The sequence below is a fragment of the Erwinia sp. INIA01 genome (assembly GCF_025947915.1).
Taxonomy (GTDB): Bacteria; Pseudomonadota; Gammaproteobacteria; order Enterobacterales; family Enterobacteriaceae; genus Erwinia; species Erwinia coffeiphila.
In genome coordinates this window covers 36,148-62,371 of record NZ_JAPDNC010000010.1, presented here as the reverse complement: position 1 = coordinate 62,371, position 26,224 = coordinate 36,148, and the positions used below count along the sequence as shown (strand labels likewise).

Here is a 26,224-nt window from a genome sequence, read left to right as displayed (position 1 = left end):
GCGGGCATGTCTCTTGAACCGAGGTTTAAAATGACGATAAATAATGAAGAGGCGGTAAATCATCTTAAGATCCCATTCACCAGTTACGATCTTGGCTGGGTGGTGTTATGTATTGGCATGGCGATTGGGGCAGGGATTATTTATATGCCCATACAGGCCGGGGTGAAGGGGATTTGGGTCTTTGTTTTCGCTATTGTCCTGAGCTATCCGGCGATTTACTGGTTGCAGGATCTGTATCTGAAAACGCTGACGCAGACGGAATCCTGCGACAGCTACGCCGAGATTATTACCCAGTATCTGGGGAAAAACTGGGGAGGACTGCTGGGCATCGCCTATTTTCTGATGCTGCTGATGGGTATTCTCAATTACTCGATGAGCCTGGTGAACGACAGCGCAACTTACTTACACAGTTATCATCTTACCGATACGTTTCTTTCTAAAACCAGCTGGTATCCGTTGATTCTTCTGGCGATTATTGTGGCCATCGCCAATCAGGGCGAAAGGCTGCTGTTCCGTATTTCCGGGCCAATGATTCTGTTCAAGCTTGGGGTGATCGTTTTCCTTGGTCTGGTGATGCTGCCTTACTGGAGCCTGAGTAATATTTCAGCTTTCCCTCCGCTGCTGCCGTTTTTACGTGATGTGCTGCTGACGTTACCGTTCACGCTGTTTTCTATTCTGTTTGTGCAGATCCTCAATCCGATGAATATCGCATTTCGTAAGGTTGAGCGCGATCCGCTGGTGGCCTCGTATCGCGCGGTTCGGGCAACCCGCATTGCCTATATCGTCCTGGCGGTCAGCGTGCTGTTCTTTGCTTTTTCCTTCAGCTTTGCGATTAGTAAAGAGGAGGCGATTTCGGCATTAGACCAGAATATATCTGCACTGGCGCTGGCTTCCCAGATTATGCCGGGAAACATGGTGAATATTTTATCGGTGACGCTAAATATCTTTGCCATACTTACCGCGTTCTTCAGTATTTATCTTGGTTTTAAAGAAGCCGTTATTGGGCTGGCGGTGAATATCATTTCGCGCATTGCCGGAACGAGTCATATTAACCGTGCAACGCTATCGCTGTTCGTGGCGGTCGGCATTGTTATCTTCCTGTGGATCTGGGTCAGCTTTGACTTTTCCGTGATGCTACTGATGCAGATTTCCGGTCCGATATTTGGGCTGGTGGCCTGTTTAATTCCTTACTATCTGGTATCGCAGGTTCCCGCCCTGGAAAACCTGCGAGCTAAACGAAATTACTATATTGCCTTCTACGGCATCCTCCTGTGCATATCGCCTTTTTTGAAATTCGTAGAGTAATCCGCCGGCAGAGGCTGGTGGCACACTGAATGGACATAAATATGAAAAATCTTAATCCCGAAAAATTAACCCTGGCAACCCGGTTAACCCAGTTAGGCAGGAGCACGCAGGATCAGCGGGGCTTTGTTAACTGCCCGGTGTATCGCGGATCGACAGTGGTGTTTAACAGCGTCGAGGACCTTGAACACAGCCGGGCGGAGTTCGCCTACGGCACGCTGGGTACGCCAACGATTAAAAACCTTGAAGATGCCTGGACCGAACTGGCCGGTGCGGCGGGAACGGTGATGTCACCCTCTGGCCTCGGGGCCGTGGCGCTGGCGCTGATGACCACGCTTAAGGCGGGCGATCATCTGCTGATGCCGGACACGGTTTACCGGCCGACCCGCAGCTTTTGCGATCTGACGCTGAAAAAATTTGGTGTGACAACCACCTATTACGATCCGCTGGTGGGAGAAGGTATCGTCAGCCTGCTGCGGCCGGAAACCACTACGCTATTCCTTGAGTCCCCGGGGTCGCAAACTTTCGAGATTCAGGATGTGCCGCTGATGACCCGCATCGCCCGCGAGCGCGGTATCAAAACGATTATCGACAATACCTGGGCCACGCCGGTGTTCTTCCAGGCGCATCGTCACGGCTGCGATCTCTCGGTGGAAGCGGGAACCAAGTACCTGAGCGGCCACTCGGATCTACTGATGGGGATGGTGAGCGCCAATGCCGAAACCTGGCCGGATTTACGCGCTACCTATGACAGCATGGCGATGCTACCCGGCGCGGAAGACTGTTTCCTTGCCCTGCGCGGGCTGCGAACGCTGCATATCCGCCTGAAGGAAGCAGAAACGCGCGCGCTGAACATTGCTGCCTGGCTGGCGGAGCAGCCGGAGGTTAAGACCATTTTACATCCCGCCTTTGAGAGCTGCCCCGGGCACCATTTGTGGCAGCGTGATTTCACGGGTTCGACAGGGCTGTTCTCAATCATCCTCGACCCGGCATTCGATAAACCAGCGGTCACCCGGCTGCTTGATGGCCTTGAGCTGTTTGGCATGGGCTATTCGTGGGGCGGTTTTGAAAGCCTGATCATCCCGTTCAACTGCCGTGATTATCGCACCGCAACGCAGTGGAATGAGCAGGGCGCAACGCTGCGCCTGCAGATTGGCCTGGAAGATCCGCAGGACCTGATAGCAGATTTACGGGCGGGGCTGGATCGCCTGCACGTCGGGGGATAGCCTTGCAGTGCATAACCTGAGCGGTGAGTTAATGTAATTTTCCCGGAGCTGATTAATAACAATCAGCTCCGGGAATAAATTTTTAAACGGGAGATAAGTCGTTATCTCGCTGCTGACATTAATTTAATTATCTTTTATATAATTTTCATTATCCATTTCAGGTATAGGATTTATCTATTTTAACATTCTACTCCACGAACTTGCCCTATACTCAGCTTCTCAGAGGGTTATGCATTACCTGTGGAGACATTAACGATGTTGCAGATGTTGATAAAGCGAAAGAAGGGCCGAACGCATAATGAGGATCGTAACTTAGCCTTATTATTAGCCACCACCGCCGGAATTCTCAACGCGATGGCGTTGGGTGCTTTCGGTATATTTCCTTCCCATATGTCCGGCAATACCTCACAAATTTCTTCTGAAGTTTCTAATTCCGACTTAAGTGATTTATCGTTTCTTGCTGCGATTATTTTGGCGTTTGTCGTCGGGTCGATGGCTTCACGAATGCTGGTGATTAGCGGTGTCAGAAATAATATCAGAACCATTTTCAGCATCATTCTGCTGCTGGAAGGTATCGCGCTGGCGATGATGTCGCTGTTTGAAAAATTCTACTATTCCCACGCCAACAACCGTGAAGTGATCGTGTTCCTGGGCTTTCTGATGGGGCTGCATAACTCCACCTCCACCCAGCTCTCTAACGGGCGGGTGCGGTCAACTCATATCACCGGAACGCTGACCGATGCCGGTATTGCGCTGGGATCGCTGCTTTGCGTCAGCCTGCGCCGGGACCCGTCGCGCGATCTGAAGGCGCACAGCAACCAGCTCTTTACGCACCTGGTCACTATCGTTTCCTTCCTCGGCGGCGGTATCTGCGGGCTGCTGCTGTTCAAGATTTTCGGCTTTAACTCGATGATCGCCATGGGCGTATTTCTTACCCTGGTCGCCGTGCTGTCGATTACCGCAACGGTTTATCAGGTAAGACGGCGCGGTTTGAGCACCTGCTGATTCACGCCGATGCATCCCACAGCTGCATGATCTGTGTAATCGCGTTATTCAGCTGGTCGAGGCTGGCACCATCACGTGCCTGGATCGACAATCCGAACAGGAAGGTGGTGAAAAGGGTGGCGAGAGCGTTGACATCAACCCCTTTTTTCAGCTCGCCGCTGTCGGCCGCTCGCTGAAAAGCAGCCAGAATTCCTTCACTGGTGCGGTGACGCGAACGGGCCAGCGGTTCGGCAACATCGGCGTGCTCGGCGGAGGTGGCGCTCATTGTGCCCAATGCCACCATACATCCCGGCGGGTGACTGGGATCGCACTGCATTTTCGCTGAAGATCGCAGCGTGGTTTCAATCGCTTCACGCGGTGACAAACGGCTGTTCCACAGAAATTCAGTTACCTGGCCATGGGTAGCCAGATATCGCTGCACGCACTCGCGAAATAGCGCCTCTTTAGAACCGAAGGCCGCATAGAAGCTGGGCGCGGAGATGCCCTTGTTAATTCTGGCCTTGAGCTGGGCGAGAGAGGTGGACTCGTAGCCGTGCTGCCAGAACAGGTGCATGGCATCTTCAATCGCTTTATCACGGTCAAATGTTCTTGGTCTTCCCATCGCAGCCATGTCTGCCTCCGTTACCTGAGTGATCGGATTACTATACTAAACGATACATATATCGTTGACAAAAAAATCCTCGCCCACTAATGTACCGATCGATACACATCGCATCAGCCGATAAATAATCGTGGCTGAGGGATCGCTTATCGCCAAATACATACCAATCGATACATATACTAGATAAGAAGGGCATATGGAGAAAGAAATCGCGCTACCTTGTTCACATAAAACCGATGTCTCACGAATGCGAACGGAAGTGCCTGCACTGCCGGTTTCCGCGCTGCTGGCGCTGGCGATGACGGGGTTTATCTGCATCATAACGGAGACGCTGCCAGCGGGATTATTGCCGCAGATAGCGGCAGGGCTGAACATTTCTAACTCACTCGCAGGACAAACGGTTACCGCCTATGCGCTGGGATCGTTGCTTGCCGCCATTCCTCTCACCATCGCCACACAGAGCTGGCGACGCAGAAATGTGCTTCTGCTGGCCATTGTCGGATTTTTTATTTTTAACACGATTACCGCATGGTCATCCGACTACTGGCTGACCCTTGCCGCACGGTTTTTTGCCGGTATGGCAGCCGGACTGTCGTGGAGCCTGCTGGCCGGTTACGCCCGACGGATGGTGGCCGTTCATCAGCAGGGGAAGGCGCTGGCTATTGCGATGGTGGGTACACCGATCGCCTTATCCCTGGGGCTACCGCTGGGTACCTGGCTTGGCGGCATAACGGGCTGGCGCAGCATATTTACGGCGATCTCCGCGCTGACGATCGTACTGGCAATATGGGTACTGGCCAGGGTGCCTGACTATCCCGGGCAGCAGCGCCATGAACGCATGCCCCTGCGGCAGGTGCTAACCACCAGAGGGGTACGGCCGGTGCTTAGCGTGGTCATTGCCTGGATGCTGGCGCATAACATTCTCTACACCTACATTGCGCCGTTCCTTGCATCCGCCGGTCTGGCGTCCTCCGTGGATATTGTGCTGCTGATCTTTGGGTTATCCGCGCTGTTGGCGATTGTCGTCACCGGGAAGTTAGTGGATCGGCATCTGCGCAGCAGCGTACTGGTGAGCCTGGCGGTATTCGCGCTTGTTTCACTGGTATTTATGTTCTGTTCGCAGCAGCCTGTTGCGATCTACCTCGGTGTCGCGGTCTGGGGATTAAGCTTTGGCGGTGCGGCCACGCTACTGCAGACGGCGCTGGCGGATACGGCAGGCGAGGGTGCAGACATCGCGCTGTCGATGAACGTGGTGGCCTGGAATGGTGCGATTGCTGCGGCGGGTATTTCCGGCGGGATACTGCTGGATAACTGGGGCGCACCGGCGCTGCCGCCGGCACTGATTCTGTTGCTGGCCGTCGCTTTTGTTATCACCTGGCGGGCACGGCAGCATGGCTTTCGAAAAGGAGCGCGAATGGGGCATTAATTGACACGCGATTCGCTCTGCGGAAAATATCGTCAGGCCGTGGCAGATCTCGCAGGTAACTGAATAAATTACGGTTCGTTTCCTTCATTTAGAGACGATTCAAACCATAACGAGCGCTGCGCCCGCCGCCGGGACAGGCCAGCAGATATCCGAGCTCAACCAGCTGTGCCAGATGGCGCGTGGCGGTGGCGCGGCTGACCTTCGCCACCGCCTTGTACTGGCTGTTATTGATGCCGTCGCTAAAATCGCCGTCCAGCAGGCGGTTCAGCACTTTAATCTGCTCGGTTCCAATCTGCGCGGCGTCGAACTGCTGCCAGTAGCGAGTTTTAAACACGGTTTTATCGATAACCGCCAGCGTTTCTTCAATCGAGGCTCTGAGCATGTCGATAAACCAGCTCAGCCAGACGGTGATATCCAGCTCGCCGCGCTGGGTATTTTCCAGCACCTGATAGTAATCCTGCCGGTGGATATTAATAGTGCGGGACATCGCGTAGAGCCTGACTGTGTTGCTTTCCGCCTGGGCCAGCGCCAGATCCATAATCAGGCGGCCAATCCTGCCGTTACCGTCTTCAAAAGGATGAAGCGTTAAAAATCTCAGATGGGCAATCCCGGCGCGCAGCAGCGGGTCTAGTTCCGGATCGTTGCGGCTGTCGTTAAACCACTGTAAAAATGCATCAACGTCGTCGGCAATCGACGCGCTATCCGGTCCTTCAAAATGCACAACCGGTTTTTCAAGACGGCCCGAAACGACCTGCACCGGGCCGCTGCGTAACTGGCCGCCGACAATGGGATAGAGCAGGCCGGAACCGGCGGGGAAAAGCAGGGCGTGCCAGTGCAGCAATCGCGCCATAGACAGCGGCTGGTCGAGGTTTTCAATAGCGTCCAGCGCCGATGCCACCAGGCCTTCGGTTTTTTTATCCACGGCATAGGTCATGCCGTCCTCAATACCGAGATGGTGCGCCAGGGAAGATCGTACCGAGTGGGCGTTAACGCGTTCTCCTTCGATATCACTGGAGTAGAGAATGTTGGCCAACACATTATCCAGCGTGCTGTTTGCCTCATCCAGCAACATGCTGCTACCGTAGAGTTTTCCCTGCAAAAAACGCGTGGCGCGCAGCAGCGGCTCGATGCGCTGACGATCCCAGCTGAACGCTGGCCAGTTTTCCTGCTGCCAAATCCACATATGCGGCTCCTGAGCTGAATAGATGTCTTATTCTACTCACAGAATGAGTCAAATGTAATGCGTATTTGCATCATGGCGGGATGAAGATCAACTGATGTCGCTACGTGAATTGTCGCTGGTTATCCCACACGATAAACTTCAGAATTCGCGTAGCGCGATCGGTTTTAAACGGAAAAATAGAGACAGAAGGGTCATCACAGTGCGTATTCATCATTCTACTAAAGCCAGGAAGCTTTACCGCAAGATCAATACAACCACCAGGGGCGTTGATCGCAACGATAACGGCGGTGAGTACCGCTGGCAACGACACAGCAAAAATAAGGTGGATGAAAATCTGCCATCGCGTGAAGGCATGCATGGCCAGCGTGGCCGAGGCCGTGACTACACGCCGTTATATAAATTTCTGCTCAGCAAAGTGGGCCAGGTCTGGGACGACGTCTACAGTGAGGCGGTCAGCCGATTGGACAAGCCAGATCCGATTTTCTACATGGTCATGCTGCGCAGAAAAGAATGGCGCAGCTATGTTCGCTGCGATGAATCGAGTTTTTACAGTGGGCTGTGCATCGATGATGCAGGTTTATTGCAAAAGGTGAACCCGGCATTTACCGCAGAAGACATCCCGGTGAGGTGCGATTGCTGCACTTATACATTTAACGGCGAACCAGTACCGGTAAGCAGTAAGAACTGGATGAAGCCATATGAAGAGGAGAATTGGGAATGAGGGATTCTGGTGATACAGCGAGCCGGTGGAACGGTCTAAGAGGGAGCAACTCAGGTCGTTACTTGAGAGGAGGTAATGTGGCTGGGTGTGGTGCTGCTACCAATAGCTGATTTAACATAATATACATTATGCGCACTTTTATTGTAAGTCCCATTTGATAATGTCACTGCTAGTTTATAATGTCACCCAGATGCGGCGCGTTTGCCACCTTTTCTGGGAGATTTCTGCTGATGCTGGTGACCATGTCGAATAAAGAACTTCACCGTCTTCCCGTCATTCAGGCTGTTATCGAAAAACGTCTGCGCCGCCGTGATGCAGCTACACAGTTGCAGCTCACTGAACGTCAGGTTCAGCGGTTGATGAACCGCTATCGCGAGTCCGGCGCTGCCGGGCTGACGAACGCGCGCCGCGGTAAACCCGGTACAAATTTTATATCTTGTTGAACCTACGGAGGAAAACTCACGTATTGCCGGAAAAAAGATCCTTGCGTTTGATTACCCGGACGGTACGCTCGCATTCCGCCACGGCAGCAGAATCCTGGAATATCAGATGTTCGATAAGCTGGAGTGCATTAGTCAGGGGCGCATCGTTGACAATAAAAAGGCTCGACGCAGTGCTGAAGCTCACGCAGGAAAAGCAGGATGAACTGGAAGCCGCAGGAAAGAGAAATCGCAGCCGTCATATGCCTAAAAGACGGGCGCAGGTTCAGGAACAACTCAGAGCAATCAATCCGGTTCTGGCTGACCCGTCACTATTCAAATCCAGCCTGAAAAAATGAGCTCACTGCCCTTTTCTTTCCATTGGGAAACAACAGAAAGTGACATTTACAACCGGGAAATCAGGGTGACATTTTAAACTGGGATAGACATGCCTCAGGCTTTATTGAGATGTCCGTCATGTAGATTCACCATTGAGGGATTCTGATGACGGCTCATGCAGCGGAGTTTTTCACTTTGAGCGGACTTTTTCACTTTGGATGAAGTTAACCGACTCAAAATCATTCAGGATGTTGTCGACCGGCGTCTGACCACACAGATGGCCGCACTGCGGCTGGGTATCTCCGATCGCCAGTGCCGACGTCTTCTTTCACGTTACCGCGAACATGGCCCGCTTGGTATGGCTAACCGTCGACGTGGAAAACCCAGTAATAATCAGCTTCCCGAAGGTCTTGCCCGGTATGCACTCAACATAATTCGTGAACGTTATACCGACTTTGAGCCAACGCTGGCGTGTGAAAATGATGACGATATGCTCGATGCATTGAAGACATTACAGTCACGTTCTGAGGAAATATTCGGTACAAGGTAATAGCTTCAGTGTTATGATATTAAAGGGGAGTTAAAGCGAGCCTCCAAAGTTTTAATTCAATAGCATCCATATCGTCAGAAACTAACAATGACATATAAGAAAGGTGAAAACATATGAAATTGAATCCTGAAAAATATGACAGAGAAATCACTCTGTTATGCCCTGTATGCGGGAACTCAGAAATGGAACATGACGTAGATTCTGAGATCGTCAAATGCATAGGATGCGGAAAAGAACTCGTTTGCGATGAGTTAATCCAAGAAAATGGCGTAAGTGTTGATTCGTATGTTAATGAAGTAAAAGAAGAATTGACAAAGGATATACAAAAGCAGTTTAACGACATGTTGAAAAAAGCTTTTAAGGGAAGTAAAAATATAAGGATAAAATAATGACGACAAGTGACTTCATCGCTTTGGGTGCGCTTGCAGTATCAATTTACACCATCATATCATCCGAGCTTAAATCAAGAAAAAGCGGTAGAGAACAGAAAGTTATTAAGGAAGAGCAAGATAGATTACGTAAATTGCTTCTGGAAAAAGAAACAAAGTCAGCTATCAATGAAATGAAGGCTGAGCTTGGTGCTCGCTTGGTAAAAATAGCCAGAAATAATTACAAGCTAAAAATATACAATAGAGGCAAAGTCGAAGCTAGGAATATAGAAATTCACTTTCCTGATAATGACGGTGATGAATACCTTGTAATATCGGATGTAGAAGACAAGTTCCCATATGAGATACTGCACCCGCAACACGGAATTGAGATCATTGCGGGACTAAGTTTCGGTAGTAAAACCAAACATCGAATAAAGCTCATATGGGATGATGATTATAAGAGAAGAAATGAAGAGGAGTTTTTCATTTCAATATGAATTGACTCACTCAATGACTGCATGCCAAAAAGGTCGCTGTGGAAGATATTTTCATAGCGGCCTTTTTAACTTTGCTGGCAGGTGGACATTTGAACTTAGCCTTGACATTTATTGTTAGCGCAAAATAGGCGTTCAGACCCAGTCTGAAACGCCAGCCCCCTGCTCTTTTGGTTGGATGCCGGTTTGGGCAAAATCAATGCTGTTTCTCACCCATGATCTCTCGACATCGCTGCTGGTCTTCGATGATAGCTGATTGCTCCTGTGTACTAAGCTTCTTCCAGGTGCTGAGCATCCTTTCACCCAGTGCGGGGATATAGTGATTTTTATGCAACGCGTAATCAGAGTTTCCACCTTCGACGAGGTTTTCCATATCACGCAAAAAAAACTGCGAGTCACTGTGATCAATCGAGCAGAATACCGCGCGGTAATAGCTTTCATCTTCCTCGGAGTAGTGCGGTGTAAGCCAAAAAGCGATAACGCCGCTCAGTGCAAGTGCAGGGAGAATGAAACGTATTTTTTTTATCATTGGTGCATTTAGCAGAAAGAATTAAGCGCGCAGTGTACCTTATTGGCCACCGCGCACTACGTTTTTTTCTGGTACCAGCCCTTCCCATGGAGTAAAAAAGACCGGGACGGGTAAAAAAACGGCTGCGTGAAACTTGCTGAGCACCTCAGACCCGAAGTCAAAATTCTGTCCCACCTATGGAGCTATTTATGACGGTAAATGAAGACCACACTCTCTTGCACTACGGTATTACTGGCGACGGTCCCCTGGTTATCCTGCTGCATGGCCTGTTAATGGATGGCAATAGCTGGGTTTCCAATGGACTGGTCGATGCATTACGTGATGATTTTACGGTTGTTTATCCTGATTTATTAGCCCATGGCAAAAGCGCAAATATCATCAACGCTGCATTCGATCAGAAAAGTCAGGCAGATGGCATCAGGCGCTTAATTGACAGTTTGGGCGCTAAAAAAGCCCATGTTGTTGGCTATTCTTCTGGCGCATGGCTGGCGATTAGCCTGGCCAAATATCATCCAGAGAAGTTATCTTCATTAGTCATTGGTGGATGGGATGTGCAGAATGGCTTACCCGAGGGACCAAACGGTCGCCTTGATTTCGATGCATTTTTCGCCTTTGCTCAGGAAACGGCTCCCGCATTAACAACATGGGTATCCGCTGAAAATAAAGCACCACTGCGCTCAACCTTTGAGGCATTAGCTGGGTATGAGGGCTTACAAGACGCCCCGCAGATCGCTGATATCAACATTCCCAAACTGTTTTGGGCAGGCGAACAGGATATCTATTATCAACCGTTAAAGCACTGGTCGGAAAAAAATCGGCAGGCATTTATATCCGCGCAGGGCGACCATGTCAGTGCGATAACAGAACTTGCACCGGATACTATTGCGCGAATTCATCACTTCATGAAAGACGCGCGTTAACCACAATCGGCAGGAATAGCCGCCTGCCTGATTAACCCCGTAATCACTGATGGAGCAAATGTGCGCCCCGAACGTATCGTCATCTTAGGTAATGCAGGAAGCGGAAAATCAACGTTGTCCCGAATCCTTGGTGCAAAAACGAATTACCCGGTGGCGCATCTGGATCGGTTATTTTGGGGACCACAGTGGACAAAACCAGAACCGGCAGCTTTCCGCGCCCGGGTGAGCGATGTGGTAAACACGGAAACATGGATCAGCGAGGGAAACTATCCTCGCAGAACGTTCGACCTGCGTATACCTGCTGCCGACCTGATCGTCTGGATGGACACGCCCCGTATCATCTGCCTGTTCAGGGTATTAATGCGGTCACTGCGTAATCAAAAAAGATCTGATTTACCAGACGGCTGCACGGAGAAAATCAATGCCGAGTTTTTCGCATTTCTGCACTACGTCTGGAAATTCGAGAGTAACGACAGGCCAAAAATCGAGAGGCTTCGCCTTGAATATGGCCCGGAGGTGCCGGTGATCCACCTTAAGAATAAACGCCAGATCGAGCAGTTCCTGTCTTCTCTTTAACTTCCCTGCCCCATTCCTCCCAGCTGCCAGTAAGGTGGCGTTCCGTAAACACCAACGAAATGGTCAATCACCGCCCGTACATTCAGCGGTGGATGGCGGGCGTTGGGATAGATGGCGGCGATATGCTGCGGCTCGGTGTGAATGGCCGCCTCGAAGTCGGGCATGATGCGCACCAGTCCTCCTTTATTCAGGCTGTCATTGATCAGCCAGTCGGGAAACAGCACCAGTCCCATCCCATCAAGTGCGCTGGTCAGCAGAGATTCCGCATTATTGGAAGTCAGTAACCCTGCCACCGGATAGTGTGTCCAGCCCTCCCCTGGCTGACGGAAAAGCCAGCGATTGGGGCCGGAAGAACCGCGGTAAACCAGACACTTGTGCTGACTGAAATCGGCAGGCGTCGCGGGCTGGCCGTGCTGTTCTAAATACTCGGGTGATGCCGCCAGATAATAACGCTGCGTGGCGAATATACGCGCATGGAAAGAGGAATCGGTCAGCGTGCCGATCCTGAACAGCACGTCGGTGGCATCACGGTGTGGATCGATAAAATCATCCGTCAGCATCAGCTCCATCTGTAAGCGGGGATATCGCCGGGACAGCGCAGTCAGCCAGGGCGCAATATGGCGCTGACCGAAGAAAACCGGCGCGTTAATACGTATCAGCCCGGCGGGTTCGAGGGATCGGTCCTGCATCTCTTTACGGGCTTTATTCAGCTGTTCGGTCATGCTGCGGGCGTAGTCAATAAACAGTCGGCCAGCTTCGGTTGGGATAACGGCGCGGGTATTGCGGTAGAACAGCTGCTGGCCAAGCGAGTCCTCTAACTGAATGATCACGCGCGAAACCATAGAAGCCGACACACCTTCCCGCCTGGCAACGGCGGAAAAGTTCTGTTCATCATACACGCCGATAAAAAATACCAGCGTGCGGAAATTTATGCTGCCAGCATCAAACATTATCCCGATTCCTGCAAAGGTGTTTCCTGAATTATACCGTTTTTCATGATTCGGTGCTGCTATACCATCGCAACCCTAAATTATCGGGGACTGATTTATGCAGCTTATTTTTATACTACTCGTCGTTGCTGGCGGCATGGGGTTATCGGTTGAGGCGGGATTGCTGGGGCCATTAGGAAATGAAGTCGGCGGGCTGTGGGCAACGTTCAGCGTTTTTGGCGTGGGTGCCGCGCTGACCTTCCTGCTGATGCTGTTCTTTAGCCCCCGCAGCAGCCCTTCCTTCTTCACGCAGCCATCATGGACCCTGCTGGGCGGTATTCTTGGCCCGGTGTACGTGGTGATCCTGACCGTGGCCGTGCCGGTGATTGGTATTGCGATGACGATGATCGGCATTCTTGCCGGGCAGGTTTTCAAAAGCGTGGTGATTGACCACTACGGGCTACTCGGTACGGCGCATCGCAAAATTGACCGTAAGCGGTTTATTGCGCTGATCTTTATTATTGTCGCACTGATTCTGGTGGCAAAGGGCTAAGGTGAAACAATGAATATAGTGATGATTATTCTGGCCGTGATCGGCGGTGCGGTTCTGAGTATTCAGGCTGCGATAAACGGTAAATTAGGCAGCGAGGTCGGCGTATTTCGCAGCGCATTTCTGACTTTCTCACTTGGTGCGCTGGTCAGCGCCCTGCTTATTTTCTTCTTTGAACCGGCGCATGACTTAAGTCTACTGGACGTGCCGAAATGGCAGCTGCTGGGTGCACTTTGTGGCGTACCTTATATCGTGATCATGGTGCTGGCCGTTCAGCGTATTGGGGCAGCGGTGGCAACGGTGGCGGTTATTTTTGGTCAGCTGGCAATGAGCATGCTGATTGATAATTTTGGCTGGCTGGGGAACGAATCGATCCACTTTTCAGCAACACGGCTGGGGGCGGTTATCTGCCTGGGGATCGCGCTTTACTTTATTTATTCCAGCAATAAAACAGATGCCGAAAAATCTGGCGACAGTCAGGCTTCAGCAGAAGCCTGAAGCCTGAAGCCTGAAGCCTGAAGCCTGAAGCCTGAAGCCTGAAGCCTGAAGCCTGAAGCCTGGTAATATTCGGCACCACGAATGCCCTGCGGTAACAACTATCTCGTTGCCGCCGGGCTTAATCTTCCCGCATCCCGCGCCGCAGTAAATACAGCATCACCATGACCGCGATGCCAATCAGAGCCGCACCCGCAAAAATCACCGATGCATTGCCGGGGATAAACTCCATAAAGGAGGACAAAAACTGCCCGGAAAAAATCGCCATTGACAGCCAGGCAAGATTTCGCCCACGTACGTGCGCTTCGCTCAGTTCGACGGTCATGTGATTAACCAGCGGCACCGACAGGCCGAAACCGCATCCCATCAGAACCCCTCCGGCGATAAACGGCACTACCCCAGATGATGCAGAAAAGATCAGGTGCGCCGCGGCATAGCAGGCAAAAGCGGCGTAGAGCGTACCGAACTCCCCCAGACGTTTTACCATTTTGGGCATGATTGCTGCGGCGATGACGGCGATTAGCGAGACAAATGACAGGAAATAGCCCGTTTCCGCCGCGCCGATATTAAGCTGATGAAACTGCTGCGGAATAACGATTACCCCGGTAAAGAAGCACAGCATAGAAGCTGTTGCAGCAAATAATACCGTTTTGAGCTGACCGATAGCGGGCGAAAGATCTCTGATTTCATTCCCAATTCTTTCTTCCTCCGGCTCGGCGGATGGTCTGGGCACAAACATTAACTGCATCGCCAGCAACAGCCAGGCGACAAGATAAAGCAGAAACGGCCAGCGCCAGCCCAGGCTGGCCAACAGTCCGCCGATGAAAAGGAAGATCACACCGCCAAGTTCGATCGACATGCCCTGAGCAGCGATCATTTTCATCCGCGCCTGTCCGCTGTAGAACTGAGAAATCAGCACAGTACCTGCTGCCATCACCACCGCCGTTGCACCGCCAAGCAGTAACCTGTCTACCATTACCGGGAGCGTGCCGTGAAGAAGCACGCCACCGCTGCCTGACAGACCGTAGCAAAATAGCCCCCACAATAGCGCCCGGTAAGCCCCTACCCGGTCAATAAAGCGGCCAGCCAGCGGCCCAAAAATTACCACGCCCAGCGACGGAACGGTTACCAGCCAGCTGGCCGCTGAAGGCGCGCCCAGATTTTCAGCGACCGCCGTTAATCCGGGTACGATTACACAGCCCACCATGATGGTCAGACAGGCTACCGCCAGTAGCGTGAACGCGCCCGCTGTTTTTAGTTGATGCATTATTGCCTCGGATTGTCCGAATGATGGATGAATAATCCAATATGTGGACAATATTTTTAAACCATCTGTTTAACAAGTCAACGAACAAAAGGTAAATCGAATGTCAGCAACGTACGTTCAGCCCGGCAGGCAAGCAATATGTCCACCAGGCGGATAACGCGTGGTATCCTGCTGCAGGATGTTTTAAACCGGAGATGAAGATGAGCAATGATGCAGACAGCAGTGGTTCACAGGTTATTGCCCGGGCCGCCACAATTCTGCGGGCGCTGGAGCTACAGCCAAAAGGCATGACCATCTCCAGCCTGTCGCGCGAGACGGGTTTGCCCCGCACCACCGTTCACCGACTGGTCACCTCGCTGGAGTCACAGCAGCTGCTGATATCGGGTAGCACCGGCGTTCGGCTTGGACCAGCGCTGGCACGCCTGGCGGCCTCCGCGCACACCGATGTGATCGCCCTCGCGCAGCCGTCGATGGAAACGCTGGGACGCCGTACGCGTGAAACGGTGGATTTGTGCGTTTATCGCGGTAGCCATGCCGTCTCCGTCAGCCAGTTCGTTTCTGACCAGGAGCTGCGCGTGGTATCCGCTGTGGGTACGGCGTTTCCCTGCCATTGCACCGCACACGGTAAAGCGATTCTGGCGATGCTTGCCGATGAGAAAATTGCGGACCTGCTCGGCGGCCAGCCGGATGTGAGAACGGATAATACCCTGCGAACGCTGCCTCTGCTGCTGGATGACATCCGGCAAACCCGCGCGCGACGTTATGCGATCGATCGCGAGGAACATGCGCGTGGCGTCTGCGGGATGGGCGTTTATCTGAATACCGGGGCCGGTGAACATTACGCGATTTCGGTTGCCGTCCCGGCCCTGCGCTTTGAGGAGAAGTTCGATCACCTGCTCAGTTCGTTGATGCAATGCAAAGCGGAGATCGAAGCGCTAACGAGCTAACTATTTAAACCCGAAGCCGCTTTTTTCCAGCGTTTCTCGCAGATTCTGGCGGCCATCCATGTACTCCAGGCTGACAGCGGCAGACTGCACCGCCTGTTTCCACGTTTTGTCCTTCATGCCCAGGCCTTCACGAAAGGCATGAAAAACCGCCTCATAGCGATCAATCTGTACATCCAGGTCATCAGCCTGATAGAGGTTATGGTGTGCAACCACCGACTGCGGTAAGCGGGGTCGAATATCGCCGGGATGCCGGTCATCAGGCCAACCGATCAGCAGTCCGCAGACAACATAGCTTCGTTCAGGCAGGTTAATCAGTTCCGCCAATTCTTTCGCTTTATTTCTGGCCGCACCAATGTAAACCGTTCCCAGCCCGATGGATTCCGCGGCAACAGTGGCATTCTGCGCCGCAAGCGCGGCGTCAACGGAAGACATCAGAAAAGCATCCAGATAATCATGAACCTGCGGATAAAGCCCGTCGGCGGAGGTGATAGCGTGGTTGCGGGAGAGATCGGCAATCCACAGCAGTATCGCCGGAGCCTGTTCAATATAGCCGTTCGCCAGGCCGTTATCACCGGCAGCGAGCATTCGTACCTGTGCTTTCAGCGACGGTTCAGTGACGGCGACAACGCTCCACTGCTGTAGGTTAGAAGACGTAGAAGCCGACTGCGCAGCGGCAACCAACGTTTCCAGCCAGCCGGCCGGCAGTGGCCGATCGGTAAAGTTCCGTACGGAGCGATGACGTAAAAGCCCTGCTATCTGTGTATTCCAGATGATGTTTTCAGGCTGCTGGTCCGCACCATATCTGGCTGCAAGTAGCTGTTGCTGAATGAGTTTGTCAGGCATGTTTTCCTCTTTAAATAGTGGAATGATCGTTAAAGAAATAGGTAAATAAAAAGCCGTGAGGCTTTTTATGGCTTAAATCGTTCTTAACAGCGCGTCGATTGCCTGCTGTTGGTAATCCGCTTCGTGAACAATGCGGCCAAATACTCTGAAGCCGAAATAACCACACATAAAAGATTTCGCCATCACGCTGGCATCTCTATCAGCCGGAAACTCACCGGACGTAATACCCTGAGCGAACAGTAAGGCAAACATCTGTTCAAGCTGTTTAATGTAGTGGCGGCTGAGCCGATCAACGGTCGCATCTTTGGCGGACCTTTCGAGCGGAGAGAAAATCGCCATACAGCCATTGCGTTCAACATTGCTCAGATCGATTTCGGTCCCCTTTTGTAAAAGCAGGCGCAGGCGCTCAGCTACGCTGCCTGAACGGGCGAATATCTCCTGATGAAAATCGATACTGTTTTGGTGATAGCGGCGCAGTGCCTCGTGATAAAGCTTTTCTTTATTACCAAAAGCCGCATACAGGCTGCCTCTGCCAAGACCCGTGCTTTCGACCAGAGCCTGAGCAGACGTTGCCTCATAGCCATCACGCCAGAAAGCATCCATAGCAGCGTCGATCACCTGCTGGTCATCAAATTCTCTGGGTCTTCCAGCCATAGTTATCAGCTCTTTCAGTTGTGGATTGCACAACTTATCAATTATGGAATGAACAGTCAATAATCGTGGGCAGTGTACTTTTTACAGTTTTTTCCTAAAGCCATTGGTCGCTTCGCGTGGCATTGTTGACCACGTTGTTAACACTAATGACGTATTTTATGAGGGAATATTTATGAAAAAGACGATTATCGCCCTGTCAGCCATTTTACTGGCCACTTCCGCATTTGCCGCCACACACGCAACCGATGAAACCGTCGCCAACGCGCAGGCCGGTGCAAATACCGCTAAAGAAAAACTGCACGAAGCGCAGCATCAGGGCCAGGAGCAGCAGCTCAAAGCTAAACATGCTGCCGAAGGCAAAAGCGACAGCTTCACCAGTAAAGTGAGTGAAGGCTCGCAGAAGACCTGGAATAAAACCAAAGAAGGGACTGAGAAAGGCTGGAATGCGACCAAAGAAGGCGCGCAGAAAGGCTGGAACAGTACCAAAGAAGGTGCCAGCGACCTGAAGAAAAAAGTGACCGAGTAAACGCTCCTCGCTGATTTACCGTTTGATGCCGCAGCCCGTCTGCGGCATTTTCTCGTTCACCACCGGGTTTACAGCCTGCACGATTTTTGCCACTATACCTCCTTCACCTTCCCTGAGGATGTCTGCCGACATGATTTAATGCCTGTATTCCATCGCAATATCTCCCACATCTTAACCGATGTGAATTTTGATATTGGGCAGGCAGCTATCCTCGTCAGCGTTAATTTCCGATCCGGCATTTCGGCCTGCCCTGTTTATTCAGGAGCACAACTATGCCTGTACACTGCCATTTTTCTGAACTCTCAATTACGTTCAACGACACCGCTCTGTTTCAACAGATTAGCGGCACTCTGACACAGCAAAACCAGGGGCTGACCGGAATGAACGGCTGCGGCAAGTCAGTACTGATGTCGTTACTGGCACAGCGTCGCCAGCCTTCAAGCGGCACGATTAACTGGCTGACACCTTTTTATTACGTCCCGCAGTTAACACGTTTGCCCGGACTGACTCTGGCAGATGCGTTGGGGATCGCCGATATCCGTGCGGCTTTTCGCAGAATGGAAAACGGCAGTGCCAATGCCGATGATTATGATTTCCTTGCCAACAAATGGCATTATCCACTCCGCTGGCAGTCACTGCTGGACAGTGCGGCGCTGGGTCATCTTTCGCTGGAAAGCCCTTCCTCACAGCTAAGCGGTGGCGAACAGACCCGCCTGGCACTGTGCCGGGCATTTTTGCAACAGGACTCATTTTTACTGCTCGACGAGCCGGAAAACCATCTCGACAGCACCGGTCGCCGCTGGCTGAGCGAACAGCTGCAGCGGCATCCTTCCGGGTCGCTGGTGATTAGCCACGATCGGCGGCTGCTGAATGAAATGCAGCGCATTTACGAACTCAGTTCTGGCGGGCTGGTGGAATATGGCGGTAATTACCGCGATTTCTCGCAGCAGAAAGAGCGTCAACTCAATGCGTTACGCAGTGAGGAAAAGCAGTTACAGTCCGGCCTGCGTAAAGAAAGGGATGAGCTACAGCGCACGCTGGAGAAAAAAGCCCAGCGACGGCGTCAGGGCGATCGCGTCCGTTCTTCGGGGTCGCAGTCTCTGCTGCTGCTGGATATGAAGAAGAACAAAGCGGAGAAGCAGCAGTCAAAAATTACCCAGCGCCACGAACGCGTCATGGCCAGCCTGGCTGAGCAACGAAGTGTAGTTAACGAGAAAATCGAGCACGTAACACCGCAAATGCTGAAATTTGCCTACACCGAAGAGCAAAAGCGCGTTCGCGTTAACACTCAGGATTTACGTCTGCCTTTTGGCTCGTCGCAGCCGCTTTCCCTGACCATTTCCGGCGGCGAGCACTGGCATATCGCCGGGCGTAACGGCAGCGGAAAATCTACCCTGCTTAAAGTGCTGACGGGCCAGCTGGCGGCAGCGTCGGGGCGTTACTCACTACATGGCCACTGGCGCTATCTGGATCAGCACCTTACCCTGCTGAATTCCGCACTGCCGGTGGTTGAAGCCTTATGCGAATTTGACCCTTTAGTTACCGCTGAAAGCTGGCGTACCCGCCTGGGTGCTCTGCGCATCAGGGGCGATAAAAGTCTGATTCCGCTTGAGAAGTTGAGCGGCGGAGAACAGCTGAAAGTTATCCTGCTGGCCTTAACCTGTTCATCCCCCCTGCCGGATATCCTATTGCTGGATGAGCCGGACAATCATCTGGATCTTGATTCCCGTCGGCTGTTAGAGGGAGTGTTGAAATCATATAAAGGGGCGCTGCTGTTAGTCAGCCATGACGAAGAGTTTGTGAACAACTGCGGCGTGACGCAGACTTTGAAATTATGATCGGGCGGACTTGATTTCAACCGTAATCAGATCCGCCCTGTATTCTGACTCACCGATGCTGGCACAGAATCTATTCATCGCCAGCATCGGTAAAGTATTTCATTAAGCCAGGGTTAACACGTCCGCGACGGGTTTACGCGGCTTCTGCGGCCAGTTGTTATCCAGCGGATAGCCCACGACGACCACCATCAACGGCAATTCCGTTGGCAGCAGAGCAAAGTCTTTTGCCACCTGTTCAGCATCAAAGCCAATCATCGGGCATGAACCCAGCCCCATCCCCTCGGCGGCCAGCATCAATGTCATCGCCCCCAGAGAAGCGGAACGCACGGCCTCATCACGCTGTAACACCGCGTTATTTTCATGGGACGCCGTAGCCTGCTTTACCCAACCTTCGACAGTACGCTGCTCCATGATCTGCGCGTCCACGCTGGGCTGGAGTGCCGCCGCCAGCTGCTGATGTGCAGAGAGCGTACCGCAGATGATGAAAGCCACGGAAGCGTCGACGATCTTCTGCTGGCCCCAGGCGGACTCTTTCAGCAGATTTTTCCCCTCAGGCGAGCGCACGGCAATAAACCGCCAGTTCTGCATATTAAATGCCGTTGGGGCTTTGGTTGCCAACGTGACCAGAGAGGTAATTGTTTCATCATCAAGAGGACGATCGGCCTGAAAACGGTTAATGGAGATACGTGATTCAATAGCGTTCTGTACGGAAGATTTCATGTAATTACCTTATATAATAGCCGGTTAAAGAGGGTCATTATCCACGGCGAACCGTTGTCCACTGCACGGCGAATACGCTGAGCAGCACGACGATTAGCCCAATAAAGGCGGTACCGGTCATTGACTGGGAAAGCACGATCCAGCCCAGTGCTACGGCGGCCAGTGGGCTAAGCAGACCGAGTGAGGCAACGGCCACGCCGGGAAGCCGGGTTATTCCACGGAACCACAACGCATAGGCAAGTAGCGCACCGGCAAGGCTGAGATACGCATAGGCACACCACTGCGGCAAGGTCAGCACCGGTAGTGGCGCATCGACCAGCCACGCAACGGGGGCCAGCATCAGCCCGCCAATCACCAGCTGCCATCCAGTAAGCGACAGTACGGGCAGATCGACCTGCCAGCGCCGGGTCAACCAGACTCCGGTGGCCATACAGGCGGCACCCAATAGCGCAGCGATCACCCCTATTGGTTCAAAGGTGGTTTGCGGCGACAGCAGCAAAACCGCCATTCCGATCACCCCGGCCACGGCGGACCACAGCGTAATTTGTGCGGGTGCGCGCCGGTCAACCGCCCATGCCAGCACCATCACCAACAGCGGCTGAATGGCACCCAACACGGCGGCCAGTCCTCCCGGCAGACGGTAAGCGGCAACGAATAACAGCGCCTGGAAAACCCCGATATTCAGCGCGCTCAGCACCACTAAGCGCCACACATCGCCCCTAAGCGGAATGCGGCGAGTGAACAGCAACAGCAGCAAACCCGCCGGTAAAACTCGGATCAGCGCAGCGGTAAATGGCCTGTCCGGCGGCAGGATTTCCGATGTGACGATATAAGTAGACCCCCAGATCGCGGGGGCCAGCGCCGTGAGGATCACGTCACGCCAGTAATGCATTGAGGATGTAATGTTCATGACTTTACCTTCAGTTCAAGATATTATCAGTGTGTCGATCAGTTATCTTGAAGTCAAGACAAATGGATGTACCTATGAAAAATCGTGAACATGATGCCGTGGATGCCATTCTGCAACAGTGGCTGCGCGAACGGCCCGATCTGGACGCCAGCCCGATGGGACCAATTGGACGTATTAATCGATGCGCGGCCCTGCTGCAGCAGAAACTGGAAACGGCCTTTGCCCGATTCGATCTCAGTATGTGGGAGTTCGATATGCTGGCAGCTCTGCGCCGTTCAGGTGAGCCAAGCCTCAGCCCGACCGAACTGTTTTCAACGCTGATGGTCACATCGGGGACGATGACACATCGGCTTAAGCGGCTGGAAACTCGTGGATTTATCGAGCGAGTGCCCAATGCTCAGGATGCGCGCAGCATGCTGGTTAAACTGACGGAGAGCGGGCGGGAGCTGATCGATCGGGCGATTGAAGAACACATCGAGAATGAGCGGCAGATCCTGTCGGGGCTGTCATCTAATGCACTAAGTGATCTGGATAATTCGCTTTCGGCGTTTTTACGCACGCTGGAGGAGTGATTTTATCCTTTTTTGGATAGCGTCTCGCAACCTCTCTTTTGATACGTTGCTAAACTGACTTTTCCTGAGGGAAACAGGTCAGAACAATGAATTCAATGAGATTTATACCGCATGATGCGGTTTTCAAAGCATTCCTGACGAGCCCGGATACGGCCCGCGATTTTATTGAACTTCACCTTCCGGTGGAGTTCAAATCCGTCTGCGATCTGCGTACGTTAAAACTTGAATCAGGAAGCTTTATTGAAGAAGATCTTCGCGCCAGCTATTGTGATGTTCTCTACAGCTTAAAAACAACGTCGGGCGACGGCTATATTCATGTACTGATTGAACATCAGTCTACTCCAGATAAGCATATGGCCTTCCGCATGTTGAGATATGCTATCGCGGCAATGCAGCGACATTTAGATACCGGGCATCATAAACTACCGTTGGTTATTCCATTATTATTTTATACCGGAAGCCGAAGTCCCTACCCCTGGGCTTTGAACTGGCTAGACGAGTTTGACGACCCTGTGCTGGCCAAAAAACTCTATACCCGTGATTTTCCTCTAATCGATGTTACCGTCATACCCGATGATGAAATCATGGAGCATAGAAGTATGGCAGCCCTGACTTTGTTGCAGAAACATATCTATCGCCGAGATCTGTTAAGTCTGGTGGAAAGACTGTCCACGATCATTCTTGCCGGGCATTTGACAGGACTTCAGCTGGTTGCACTGATAAACTATCTTTTACAAACTGGCGAAACCGCTGATGCTAAAACATTTCTTCATCAGTTGGCACGCCGGGTACCACAGCATGGGGAAGAACTGATGACCATAGCACAACAGCTGGAACAAATTGGCATCGATAAAGGATTACAGCTCGGTAAAATAGAAGGTAAACGGGAGATTGCCCGTAAACTGTTGCAGAGCGGTATGCCTTTAGAGAAGATCAAAGAAGTAACCGACCTTTCTGATGCTGAACTCGAAGAGATTAATCGATAAGTCTGCTTAATACTGTGGCCAATCATCGTAGCCGTATTCAATCAGAATTACCGTAACGCTACCGATCGGGCCCGCCTTTACCGACGGGCCTGATGTTTTTTACGCCAGCGTTACCGGGCGGCCCTCGCGCGCGCTGATAAGCGCAGCATCCAGCACGGCCAGCGTCTGGATAGCCTGCTCGGTGGTCACCGGGGGCTCCACACCGCTGCGGACAGCTTCAACAAAGGCTTCATAGTAGGCATGGTAATTCCCCTGCTCGGAGGGAATGGCCTCTTCGCCGTTGGCGGTGCGCAGCACTCCCCACCGCTCCTGTTTTTCATAACCCCAGGCCACCAGATCGTCAGCCGGGCGCTGACCGGCGAAAATCGCCTGCGCCTGCACATCGGTGCCGTTAGATGTATAGCTACCCTTGTCGCCATAGATTATCAGCTCGCGGGTGGCTAACCGGTTGAGTTTGCTGGCAGAGATATGTGAGTGAACGCCGCTGGTATGGGTCAGCGTAATAACGAAACTGGCATTGGTCGGGCCGTCTGGATGGTCAACAATATCCGTATGAGCATAGACCGATTTAACCGGCCCCAGCAGCCAGAGGGTCTGATCGACCAGGTGGCTACCGATATCCCGCAGCAGGCCGCCCGCTTCACCGCCTTCCAGCGTATGCGGATCGTCAAGATCCATGCGATTATGCAGACGCCACAATTTGCCAACGCGCTGCTGTTCAATCACCTTGCGCAACGTCTGAATGTCAGCATCGAAACGGCGGTTATGATAAACGCTCAGCACCACGCCTTTGGCCTTCGCCGCATCGGCAAGCTCGCGACCGGTTTTCGCATCCGGTGCAAAAGGCTTATCGGCAATCACCGCCACGCCTGCCGCAATCGCTTCCAGAACCAGCTCGCGGCGGGTGGCCGGCGGCGTGGTGATGGTAACAATATCAACGCCTGCTGCCAGCATAGCCGTCAGGCTGGGGTAGATCGGCACATCAGGAAAATCTGCCTGAGCGCTGGCGATAGTTGCCGGTGCGCGAGCAACGATTCCCGCCAGCTCCAGCCCTTTGGCCGCCGAAATAAACGGCGCGTGAAAATTTTTACCGCCTGAACCGTATCCTACGATGCCTATTCTCATGCTTTCCTCATTGTGGGTGGGTAATTAATGTTATGAGTGCTATCTGAGTACTTAAAAGTCGGATGCAGGAGGCGCTATACGCGCAGCCGCTGGCCGACATCAATGCGGTTTCCGTGGGGATCGGCGAAGACAAATGCACGTAAGCCGTAATCTTTATCCTGCACGCCTTTTATTATTTTTGCGCCATGCTGTTTGCAAAGCGCAAACATTGCGTTGGCGTCGTCGACCAGCAGATGGGCTATCGGGAACGGGGCGGCTTTATGCCGGGGCTGGAGCGATAAATGCAGTTCGCTTTCGTCGCGTTTCAGGATGATAAAACCGACGGGATCGCCATTTTGAAAGGTTTTGGTGAATCCTAATCCATCAATATAAAAACGCTGCGCAACTTCCATATCCTGCACGGGCAAAATAGCCGCGATACGGCCAAAATTCATCGCAGTGAGTGTCATATACACCCTCAATATTTTCAGAGCGATCGCATATATCAGACGGTGCTGTTGCCGGAAGGCGTCGATCGAATGGCTGGACGTTGCCAGAACAGCTTTCAGCATATCCGGCAAGCGTCATCCCTTCAAATTGTTTTCACCCATATTTCGGGTGAAATTGCTGAAAATATTCTGTTTTATCCCGGATAGCGAACCGCATCGATAAGCTTTGAAAATGCAGCAGTGTGCTGTTTTCGGCTGGGATAATAAAGATAGTAACCGGTGAACGGTTCGCACCAGTCCTGTAATACGCTTTGCAGTTTACCCTGTTCTATGTATGTTCTGACCGAATCTTCAGGAACGCAGCAGACCCCCATTCCGGATAATGCCGCATCAATTCGCGCAGAGAGCGTATTGAACACTAACTGCCCTTCTACCTTGACCCGAATGGCTTTGCCATCCTTGCTGAATTCCCAGTGATACAACCCGCCGAGCGTGGGCAGACGCATGTTAATACAGCGATAATTTTGCAGCTCATAGGGCGTTTGTGGCACGCCGTGTTCAGCAAAATAGTCCGGTGTGGCAACAATCGCCATTTTCCAGTCAGGGCCAATACGCACCGCTACCATATCTTTTTCTATCGACTCACCCAGGCGTACGCCGGCATCAAAACGCCCGCTGACGATATCGGTCAGGGTGTTATCAATCGATAATTCCACGTTAACGTCCGGGTAGCGCAGTAAAAAGGGTTTCAGCAGCGGCCACAGCGTGCTGGAAAGCGCATGTTCACCGGCGGTAATGCGGATATTTCCCGAGGGATTTTCCTGATTATCCGCCAAATCCTGCAGCGCTTTTTCAATTTCCGTAATCATCGGCGCGACGCTCTGAATCAGCCGCTCCCCGGCTTCCGTAGAGGCAACGCTGCGCGTCGTTCGGGTTAACAGGCGGGTTTTCAGCCGTTCTTCCAGTCCGCGGATGGAATGGCTCAGCGCTGACTGTGATACGCCCAGCTTGGCTGCCGCTCGGGTGAAACTGCGCTCGCGTGCGACCATCACCAAATAGATGAGATCATTAAAGTTTTCTTTGAGCATTGTCCGCCTTTGACAAGTAAGTTTGACCCTCGCTTACCACTATACACAAAATGAAATACATGTGTATTCTTCACAAATCTTTCGGAAAAATTTCACTTTATGTGAGAAAGGTCGAATTTAAAGCACACAGTTTTTGCGAGACAACTCGCAAACTCATCGGACCATCACCTCAATAAATGAATTAAAATCATAAACCCTATCGTTTTCACCCCGCTAATCGGTCGTAATCCATCATGTTATTCTGCTCCCGCATCAGGCCGTTCTGGTCATCTTTTTAATCCTGAAATTATGGCAAAGGTGAAAGAATGGATAGACAGGAACTCATCATTCATGAACTGATTGCCTGGATTGACAGCAATATCCGTCAGCCGCTGAAAATTGAAGATGTTGCGCAGCGTGCGGGATATTCGAAGTGGCATCTGCAGCGTATGTTTCAACGTATTATGCGAATCAGTCTGGGAAATTACATTCGCGATAAAAAACTGGCGTCTGCCGCTCAGGATTTAATCGCTAGCGGCGAAAGCGTGATTGATATCTCCACCAAGTATGGCTACGACTCGCAGCAGTCATTCAGTCGTTCATTCAGCAGAAAATATCATGTGCCTCCGGCTACATGGCGTCGTTTAAATTCTCAACAATCCCATTTTTGAGGTTTTTCCTCTCTTAATACCGGCTTCCGGGAGA

The 26,224-nt window shown here is 52.1% G+C and carries 30 protein-coding genes and 2 pseudogenes; 20 read left to right on the top strand and 12 right to left on the bottom strand.

Annotated features, from left to right (window positions below; translation table 11 throughout):
* Nucleotides 1-117 precede the first annotated feature (117 nt).
* From OMR58_RS17865 to OMR58_RS17855, 3 genes are all read left to right on the top strand, one after another.
* Nucleotides 118-1,305, top strand: a complete 1,188-nt coding sequence (locus OMR58_RS17865; RefSeq protein ID WP_234471657.1) for an amino acid permease — start codon at nt 118-120, stop codon at nt 1,303-1,305.
* Between the two features lie 41 nt (nt 1,306-1,346).
* A complete protein-coding gene (metC, locus tag OMR58_RS17860) occupies nt 1,347-2,528 on the top strand; it encodes a cystathionine beta-lyase (RefSeq protein WP_444861327.1) in 1,182 nt (393 codons plus the stop codon).
* 255 nt (nt 2,529-2,783) lie between these two features.
* Entirely contained in the window at nt 2,784-3,533 is a 750-nt protein-coding gene (locus tag OMR58_RS17855; RefSeq protein ID WP_200558862.1) for a YoaK family protein, read from the top strand.
* A gap of 1 nt (nt 3,534) precedes the next feature.
* Here the strand turns inward: OMR58_RS17855 and OMR58_RS17850 are convergent, their stop codons facing one another.
* Nucleotides 3,535-4,143 carry a TetR/AcrR family transcriptional regulator gene (locus OMR58_RS17850; protein ID WP_200558863.1) on the bottom strand — a complete coding sequence of 203 codons (609 nt, stop codon included), beginning with the start codon at nt 4,141-4,143 and terminating at the stop codon, nt 3,535-3,537.
* A gap of 238 nt (nt 4,144-4,381) precedes the next feature.
* Between OMR58_RS17850 and OMR58_RS17845 the strand changes: the two genes are divergently transcribed.
* Nucleotides 4,382-5,560, top strand: a complete 1,179-nt coding sequence (locus OMR58_RS17845; protein ID WP_264546666.1) for an MFS transporter — start codon at nt 4,382-4,384, stop codon at nt 5,558-5,560.
* Nucleotides 5,561-5,648: 88 nt separating this feature from the next.
* Here the strand turns inward: OMR58_RS17845 and OMR58_RS17840 are convergent, their stop codons facing one another.
* Nucleotides 5,649-6,743 (bottom strand): Fic family protein, encoded by a 1,095-nt coding sequence (locus OMR58_RS17840; RefSeq protein WP_264546553.1) that lies wholly within the window; start codon nt 6,741-6,743, stop codon nt 5,649-5,651.
* Nucleotides 6,744-6,942: 199 nt separating this feature from the next.
* Here OMR58_RS17840 and OMR58_RS17835 point away from each other — a divergent pair, with 199 nt between their 5' ends.
* From OMR58_RS17835 to OMR58_RS17810, 6 genes and pseudogenes are all read left to right on the top strand, one after another.
* The gene (locus OMR58_RS17835; RefSeq protein ID WP_264546665.1) at nt 6,943-7,464 is read left to right on the top strand and encodes a hypothetical protein; all 522 of its coding nucleotides are present in this window, start codon (nt 6,943-6,945) and stop codon (nt 7,462-7,464) included.
* 179 nt (nt 7,465-7,643) lie between these two features.
* Nucleotides 7,644-7,907: a helix-turn-helix domain-containing protein gene (locus OMR58_RS17830; RefSeq protein WP_347710573.1), complete on the top strand. Its 264-nt coding sequence runs from the start codon at nt 7,644-7,646 to the stop codon at nt 7,905-7,907.
* Nucleotides 7,888-8,242 (top strand): annotated as a pseudogene (locus OMR58_RS17825) (ISNCY family transposase); the annotation flags it as partial. The gene OMR58_RS17830 and the pseudogene OMR58_RS17825, both read left to right, overlap by 20 nt.
* Before the next feature lie 194 nt (nt 8,243-8,436).
* A pseudogene (locus OMR58_RS17820) lies at nt 8,437-8,715 on the top strand (helix-turn-helix domain-containing protein); the annotation flags it as partial.
* Nucleotides 8,716-8,885: 170 nt separating this feature from the next.
* Nucleotides 8,886-9,161, top strand: a complete 276-nt coding sequence (locus OMR58_RS17815; RefSeq protein ID WP_264546552.1) for an ECs_2282 family putative zinc-binding protein — start codon at nt 8,886-8,888, stop codon at nt 9,159-9,161.
* Nucleotides 9,161-9,640, top strand: coding sequence for a hypothetical protein (locus OMR58_RS17810; protein WP_264546551.1), 480 nt, complete (start codon nt 9,161-9,163; stop codon nt 9,638-9,640). Before OMR58_RS17815 ends, OMR58_RS17810 begins: the two co-directional genes overlap by 1 nt.
* Before the next feature lie 193 nt (nt 9,641-9,833).
* On the opposite strand, the gene OMR58_RS17805 is transcribed toward OMR58_RS17810, so the two are convergent.
* Nucleotides 9,834-10,166: a hypothetical protein gene (locus OMR58_RS17805; RefSeq protein WP_264546550.1), complete on the bottom strand. Its 333-nt coding sequence runs from the start codon at nt 10,164-10,166 to the stop codon at nt 9,834-9,836.
* Nucleotides 10,167-10,354: 188 nt separating this feature from the next.
* On the opposite strand from OMR58_RS17805, the gene OMR58_RS17800 reads away from it, so the two are divergent.
* A complete protein-coding gene (locus tag OMR58_RS17800; protein ID WP_264546549.1) occupies nt 10,355-11,086 on the top strand; it encodes an alpha/beta fold hydrolase in 732 nt (243 codons plus the stop codon).
* Nucleotides 11,087-11,146: 60 nt separating this feature from the next.
* Nucleotides 11,147-11,662, top strand: a complete 516-nt coding sequence (locus OMR58_RS17795; RefSeq protein WP_264546548.1) for a hypothetical protein — start codon at nt 11,147-11,149, stop codon at nt 11,660-11,662.
* Here the strand turns inward: OMR58_RS17795 and OMR58_RS17790 are convergent.
* A complete protein-coding gene (locus tag OMR58_RS17790; protein ID WP_264546547.1) occupies nt 11,659-12,612 on the bottom strand; it encodes a LysR family transcriptional regulator in 954 nt (317 codons plus the stop codon). The genes OMR58_RS17795 and OMR58_RS17790 overlap by 4 nt on opposite strands.
* A gap of 97 nt (nt 12,613-12,709) precedes the next feature.
* On the opposite strand from OMR58_RS17790, the gene OMR58_RS17785 reads away from it, so the two are divergent.
* Nucleotides 12,710-13,144 (top strand): DMT family transporter, encoded by a 435-nt coding sequence (locus OMR58_RS17785; protein WP_264546546.1) that lies wholly within the window; start codon nt 12,710-12,712, stop codon nt 13,142-13,144.
* 9 nt (nt 13,145-13,153) lie between these two features.
* Nucleotides 13,154-13,639 carry a DMT family transporter gene (locus OMR58_RS17780; RefSeq protein ID WP_200558873.1) on the top strand — a complete coding sequence of 162 codons (486 nt, stop codon included), beginning with the start codon at nt 13,154-13,156 and terminating at the stop codon, nt 13,637-13,639.
* Nucleotides 13,640-13,757: 118 nt separating this feature from the next.
* Here the strand turns inward: OMR58_RS17780 and OMR58_RS17775 are convergent, their stop codons facing one another.
* Nucleotides 13,758-14,903, bottom strand: coding sequence for an MFS transporter (locus OMR58_RS17775; RefSeq protein ID WP_200558874.1), 1,146 nt, complete (start codon nt 14,901-14,903; stop codon nt 13,758-13,760).
* A gap of 200 nt (nt 14,904-15,103) precedes the next feature.
* On the opposite strand from OMR58_RS17775, the gene OMR58_RS17770 reads away from it, so the two are divergent.
* Complete coding sequence (locus OMR58_RS17770; protein WP_105593790.1) at nt 15,104-15,850, top strand: IclR family transcriptional regulator; 747 nt, start codon at nt 15,104-15,106, stop codon at nt 15,848-15,850.
* On the opposite strand, the gene OMR58_RS17765 is transcribed toward OMR58_RS17770, so the two are convergent.
* Both OMR58_RS17765 and OMR58_RS17760 read right to left on the bottom strand, forming a co-directional pair.
* A complete protein-coding gene (locus OMR58_RS17765) occupies nt 15,851-16,693 on the bottom strand; it encodes a nitroreductase family protein (protein WP_200558875.1) in 843 nt (280 codons plus the stop codon).
* A gap of 72 nt (nt 16,694-16,765) precedes the next feature.
* Nucleotides 16,766-17,407, bottom strand: a complete 642-nt coding sequence (locus OMR58_RS17760) for a TetR/AcrR family transcriptional regulator (RefSeq protein WP_264546545.1) — start codon at nt 17,405-17,407, stop codon at nt 16,766-16,768.
* Nucleotides 17,408-17,519: 112 nt separating this feature from the next.
* Here OMR58_RS17760 and OMR58_RS17755 point away from each other — a divergent pair, with 112 nt between their 5' ends.
* A complete protein-coding gene (locus tag OMR58_RS17755) occupies nt 17,520-17,873 on the top strand; it encodes a hypothetical protein (RefSeq protein WP_105593787.1) in 354 nt (117 codons plus the stop codon).
* 272 nt (nt 17,874-18,145) lie between these two features.
* Entirely contained in the window at nt 18,146-19,711 is a 1,566-nt protein-coding gene (locus tag OMR58_RS17750; RefSeq protein WP_264546544.1) for an ATP-binding cassette domain-containing protein, read from the top strand.
* Nucleotides 19,712-19,813: 102 nt separating this feature from the next.
* On the opposite strand, the gene OMR58_RS17745 is transcribed toward OMR58_RS17750, so the two are convergent.
* On the bottom strand, nt 19,814-20,431 hold the full coding sequence (locus tag OMR58_RS17745; protein ID WP_105593785.1) for a nitroreductase family protein: 618 nt from the start codon (nt 20,429-20,431) through the stop codon (nt 19,814-19,816).
* Between the two features lie 37 nt (nt 20,432-20,468).
* Complete coding sequence (locus OMR58_RS17740) at nt 20,469-21,341, bottom strand: DMT family transporter (RefSeq protein WP_264546543.1); 873 nt, start codon at nt 21,339-21,341, stop codon at nt 20,469-20,471.
* Between the two features lie 74 nt (nt 21,342-21,415).
* Between OMR58_RS17740 and OMR58_RS17735 the strand changes: the two genes are divergently transcribed.
* Entirely contained in the window at nt 21,416-21,913 is a 498-nt protein-coding gene (locus OMR58_RS17735; protein ID WP_444861326.1) for a MarR family winged helix-turn-helix transcriptional regulator, read from the top strand.
* 86 nt (nt 21,914-21,999) lie between these two features.
* A complete protein-coding gene (locus OMR58_RS17730) occupies nt 22,000-22,899 on the top strand; it encodes an Rpn family recombination-promoting nuclease/putative transposase (protein ID WP_264546541.1) in 900 nt (299 codons plus the stop codon).
* 99 nt (nt 22,900-22,998) lie between these two features.
* On the opposite strand, the gene OMR58_RS17725 is transcribed toward OMR58_RS17730, so the two are convergent.
* From OMR58_RS17725 to OMR58_RS17715, 3 genes are all read right to left on the bottom strand, one after another.
* Nucleotides 22,999-24,024: a Gfo/Idh/MocA family protein gene (locus OMR58_RS17725; protein ID WP_264546540.1), complete on the bottom strand. Its 1,026-nt coding sequence runs from the start codon at nt 24,022-24,024 to the stop codon at nt 22,999-23,001.
* Nucleotides 24,025-24,098: 74 nt separating this feature from the next.
* Entirely contained in the window at nt 24,099-24,575 is a 477-nt protein-coding gene (locus tag OMR58_RS17720) for a VOC family protein (RefSeq protein ID WP_244913767.1), read from the bottom strand.
* Nucleotides 24,576-24,646: 71 nt separating this feature from the next.
* On the bottom strand, nt 24,647-25,540 hold the full coding sequence (locus OMR58_RS17715) for a LysR family transcriptional regulator (protein ID WP_105593781.1): 894 nt from the start codon (nt 25,538-25,540) through the stop codon (nt 24,647-24,649).
* A 305-nt stretch (nt 25,541-25,845) separates the two neighbouring features.
* Here OMR58_RS17715 and OMR58_RS17710 point away from each other — a divergent pair, with 305 nt between their 5' ends.
* Complete coding sequence (locus tag OMR58_RS17710) at nt 25,846-26,190, top strand: helix-turn-helix domain-containing protein (RefSeq protein WP_105593780.1); 345 nt, start codon at nt 25,846-25,848, stop codon at nt 26,188-26,190.
* The last annotated feature ends 34 nt before the right edge of the window (nt 26,191-26,224 follow it).

Coding starts and splice junctions, on each gene's coding strand:
- OMR58_RS17730 (WP_264546541.1), top strand. CDS start 22,000: ATGAATTCAATGAGATTTATACCGCATGATGCGGTTTTCAAAGCATTC.
- OMR58_RS17750 (WP_264546544.1), top strand. CDS start 18,146: ATGCCTGTACACTGCCATTTTTCTGAACTCTCAATTACGTTCAACGAC.
- OMR58_RS17725 (WP_264546540.1), bottom strand. CDS start 24,024: ATGAGAATAGGCATCGTAGGATACGGTTCAGGCGGTAAAAATTTTCAC.
- OMR58_RS17830 (WP_347710573.1), top strand. CDS start 7,644: ATGTCACCCAGATGCGGCGCGTTTGCCACCTTTTCTGGGAGATTTCTG.
- OMR58_RS17780 (WP_200558873.1), top strand. CDS start 13,154: ATGAATATAGTGATGATTATTCTGGCCGTGATCGGCGGTGCGGTTCTG.
- OMR58_RS17810 (WP_264546551.1), top strand. CDS start 9,161: ATGACGACAAGTGACTTCATCGCTTTGGGTGCGCTTGCAGTATCAATT.
- OMR58_RS17770 (WP_105593790.1), top strand. CDS start 15,104: ATGAGCAATGATGCAGACAGCAGTGGTTCACAGGTTATTGCCCGGGCC.
- OMR58_RS17815 (WP_264546552.1), top strand. CDS start 8,886: ATGAAATTGAATCCTGAAAAATATGACAGAGAAATCACTCTGTTATGC.
- OMR58_RS17755 (WP_105593787.1), top strand. CDS start 17,520: ATGAAAAAGACGATTATCGCCCTGTCAGCCATTTTACTGGCCACTTCC.
- OMR58_RS17740 (WP_264546543.1), bottom strand. CDS start 21,341: ATGAACATTACATCCTCAATGCATTACTGGCGTGACGTGATCCTCACG.
- OMR58_RS17845 (WP_264546666.1), top strand. CDS start 4,382: ATGCGAACGGAAGTGCCTGCACTGCCGGTTTCCGCGCTGCTGGCGCTG.
- OMR58_RS17715 (WP_105593781.1), bottom strand. CDS start 25,540: ATGCTCAAAGAAAACTTTAATGATCTCATCTATTTGGTGATGGTCGCA.
- OMR58_RS17805 (WP_264546550.1), bottom strand. CDS start 10,166: ATGATAAAAAAAATACGTTTCATTCTCCCTGCACTTGCACTGAGCGGC.
- OMR58_RS17765 (WP_200558875.1), bottom strand. CDS start 16,693: ATGCCTGACAAACTCATTCAGCAACAGCTACTTGCAGCCAGATATGGT.
- OMR58_RS17850 (WP_200558863.1), bottom strand. CDS start 4,143: ATGGCTGCGATGGGAAGACCAAGAACATTTGACCGTGATAAAGCGATT.
- OMR58_RS17840 (WP_264546553.1), bottom strand. CDS start 6,743: ATGTGGATTTGGCAGCAGGAAAACTGGCCAGCGTTCAGCTGGGATCGT.
- OMR58_RS17800 (WP_264546549.1), top strand. CDS start 10,355: ATGACGGTAAATGAAGACCACACTCTCTTGCACTACGGTATTACTGGC.
- OMR58_RS17855 (WP_200558862.1), top strand. CDS start 2,784: ATGTTGCAGATGTTGATAAAGCGAAAGAAGGGCCGAACGCATAATGAG.
- OMR58_RS17865 (WP_234471657.1), top strand. CDS start 118: ATGGCGATTGGGGCAGGGATTATTTATATGCCCATACAGGCCGGGGTG.
- OMR58_RS17790 (WP_264546547.1), bottom strand. CDS start 12,612: ATGTTTGATGCTGGCAGCATAAATTTCCGCACGCTGGTATTTTTTATC.
- metC (WP_444861327.1), top strand. CDS start 1,347: ATGAAAAATCTTAATCCCGAAAAATTAACCCTGGCAACCCGGTTAACC.
- OMR58_RS17775 (WP_200558874.1), bottom strand. CDS start 14,903: ATGCATCAACTAAAAACAGCGGGCGCGTTCACGCTACTGGCGGTAGCC.
- OMR58_RS17720 (WP_244913767.1), bottom strand. CDS start 24,575: ATGCTGAAAGCTGTTCTGGCAACGTCCAGCCATTCGATCGACGCCTTC.
- OMR58_RS17785 (WP_264546546.1), top strand. CDS start 12,710: ATGCAGCTTATTTTTATACTACTCGTCGTTGCTGGCGGCATGGGGTTA.
- OMR58_RS17710 (WP_105593780.1), top strand. CDS start 25,846: ATGGATAGACAGGAACTCATCATTCATGAACTGATTGCCTGGATTGAC.
- OMR58_RS17735 (WP_444861326.1), top strand. CDS start 21,416: ATGAAAAATCGTGAACATGATGCCGTGGATGCCATTCTGCAACAGTGG.
- OMR58_RS17745 (WP_105593785.1), bottom strand. CDS start 20,431: ATGAAATCTTCCGTACAGAACGCTATTGAATCACGTATCTCCATTAAC.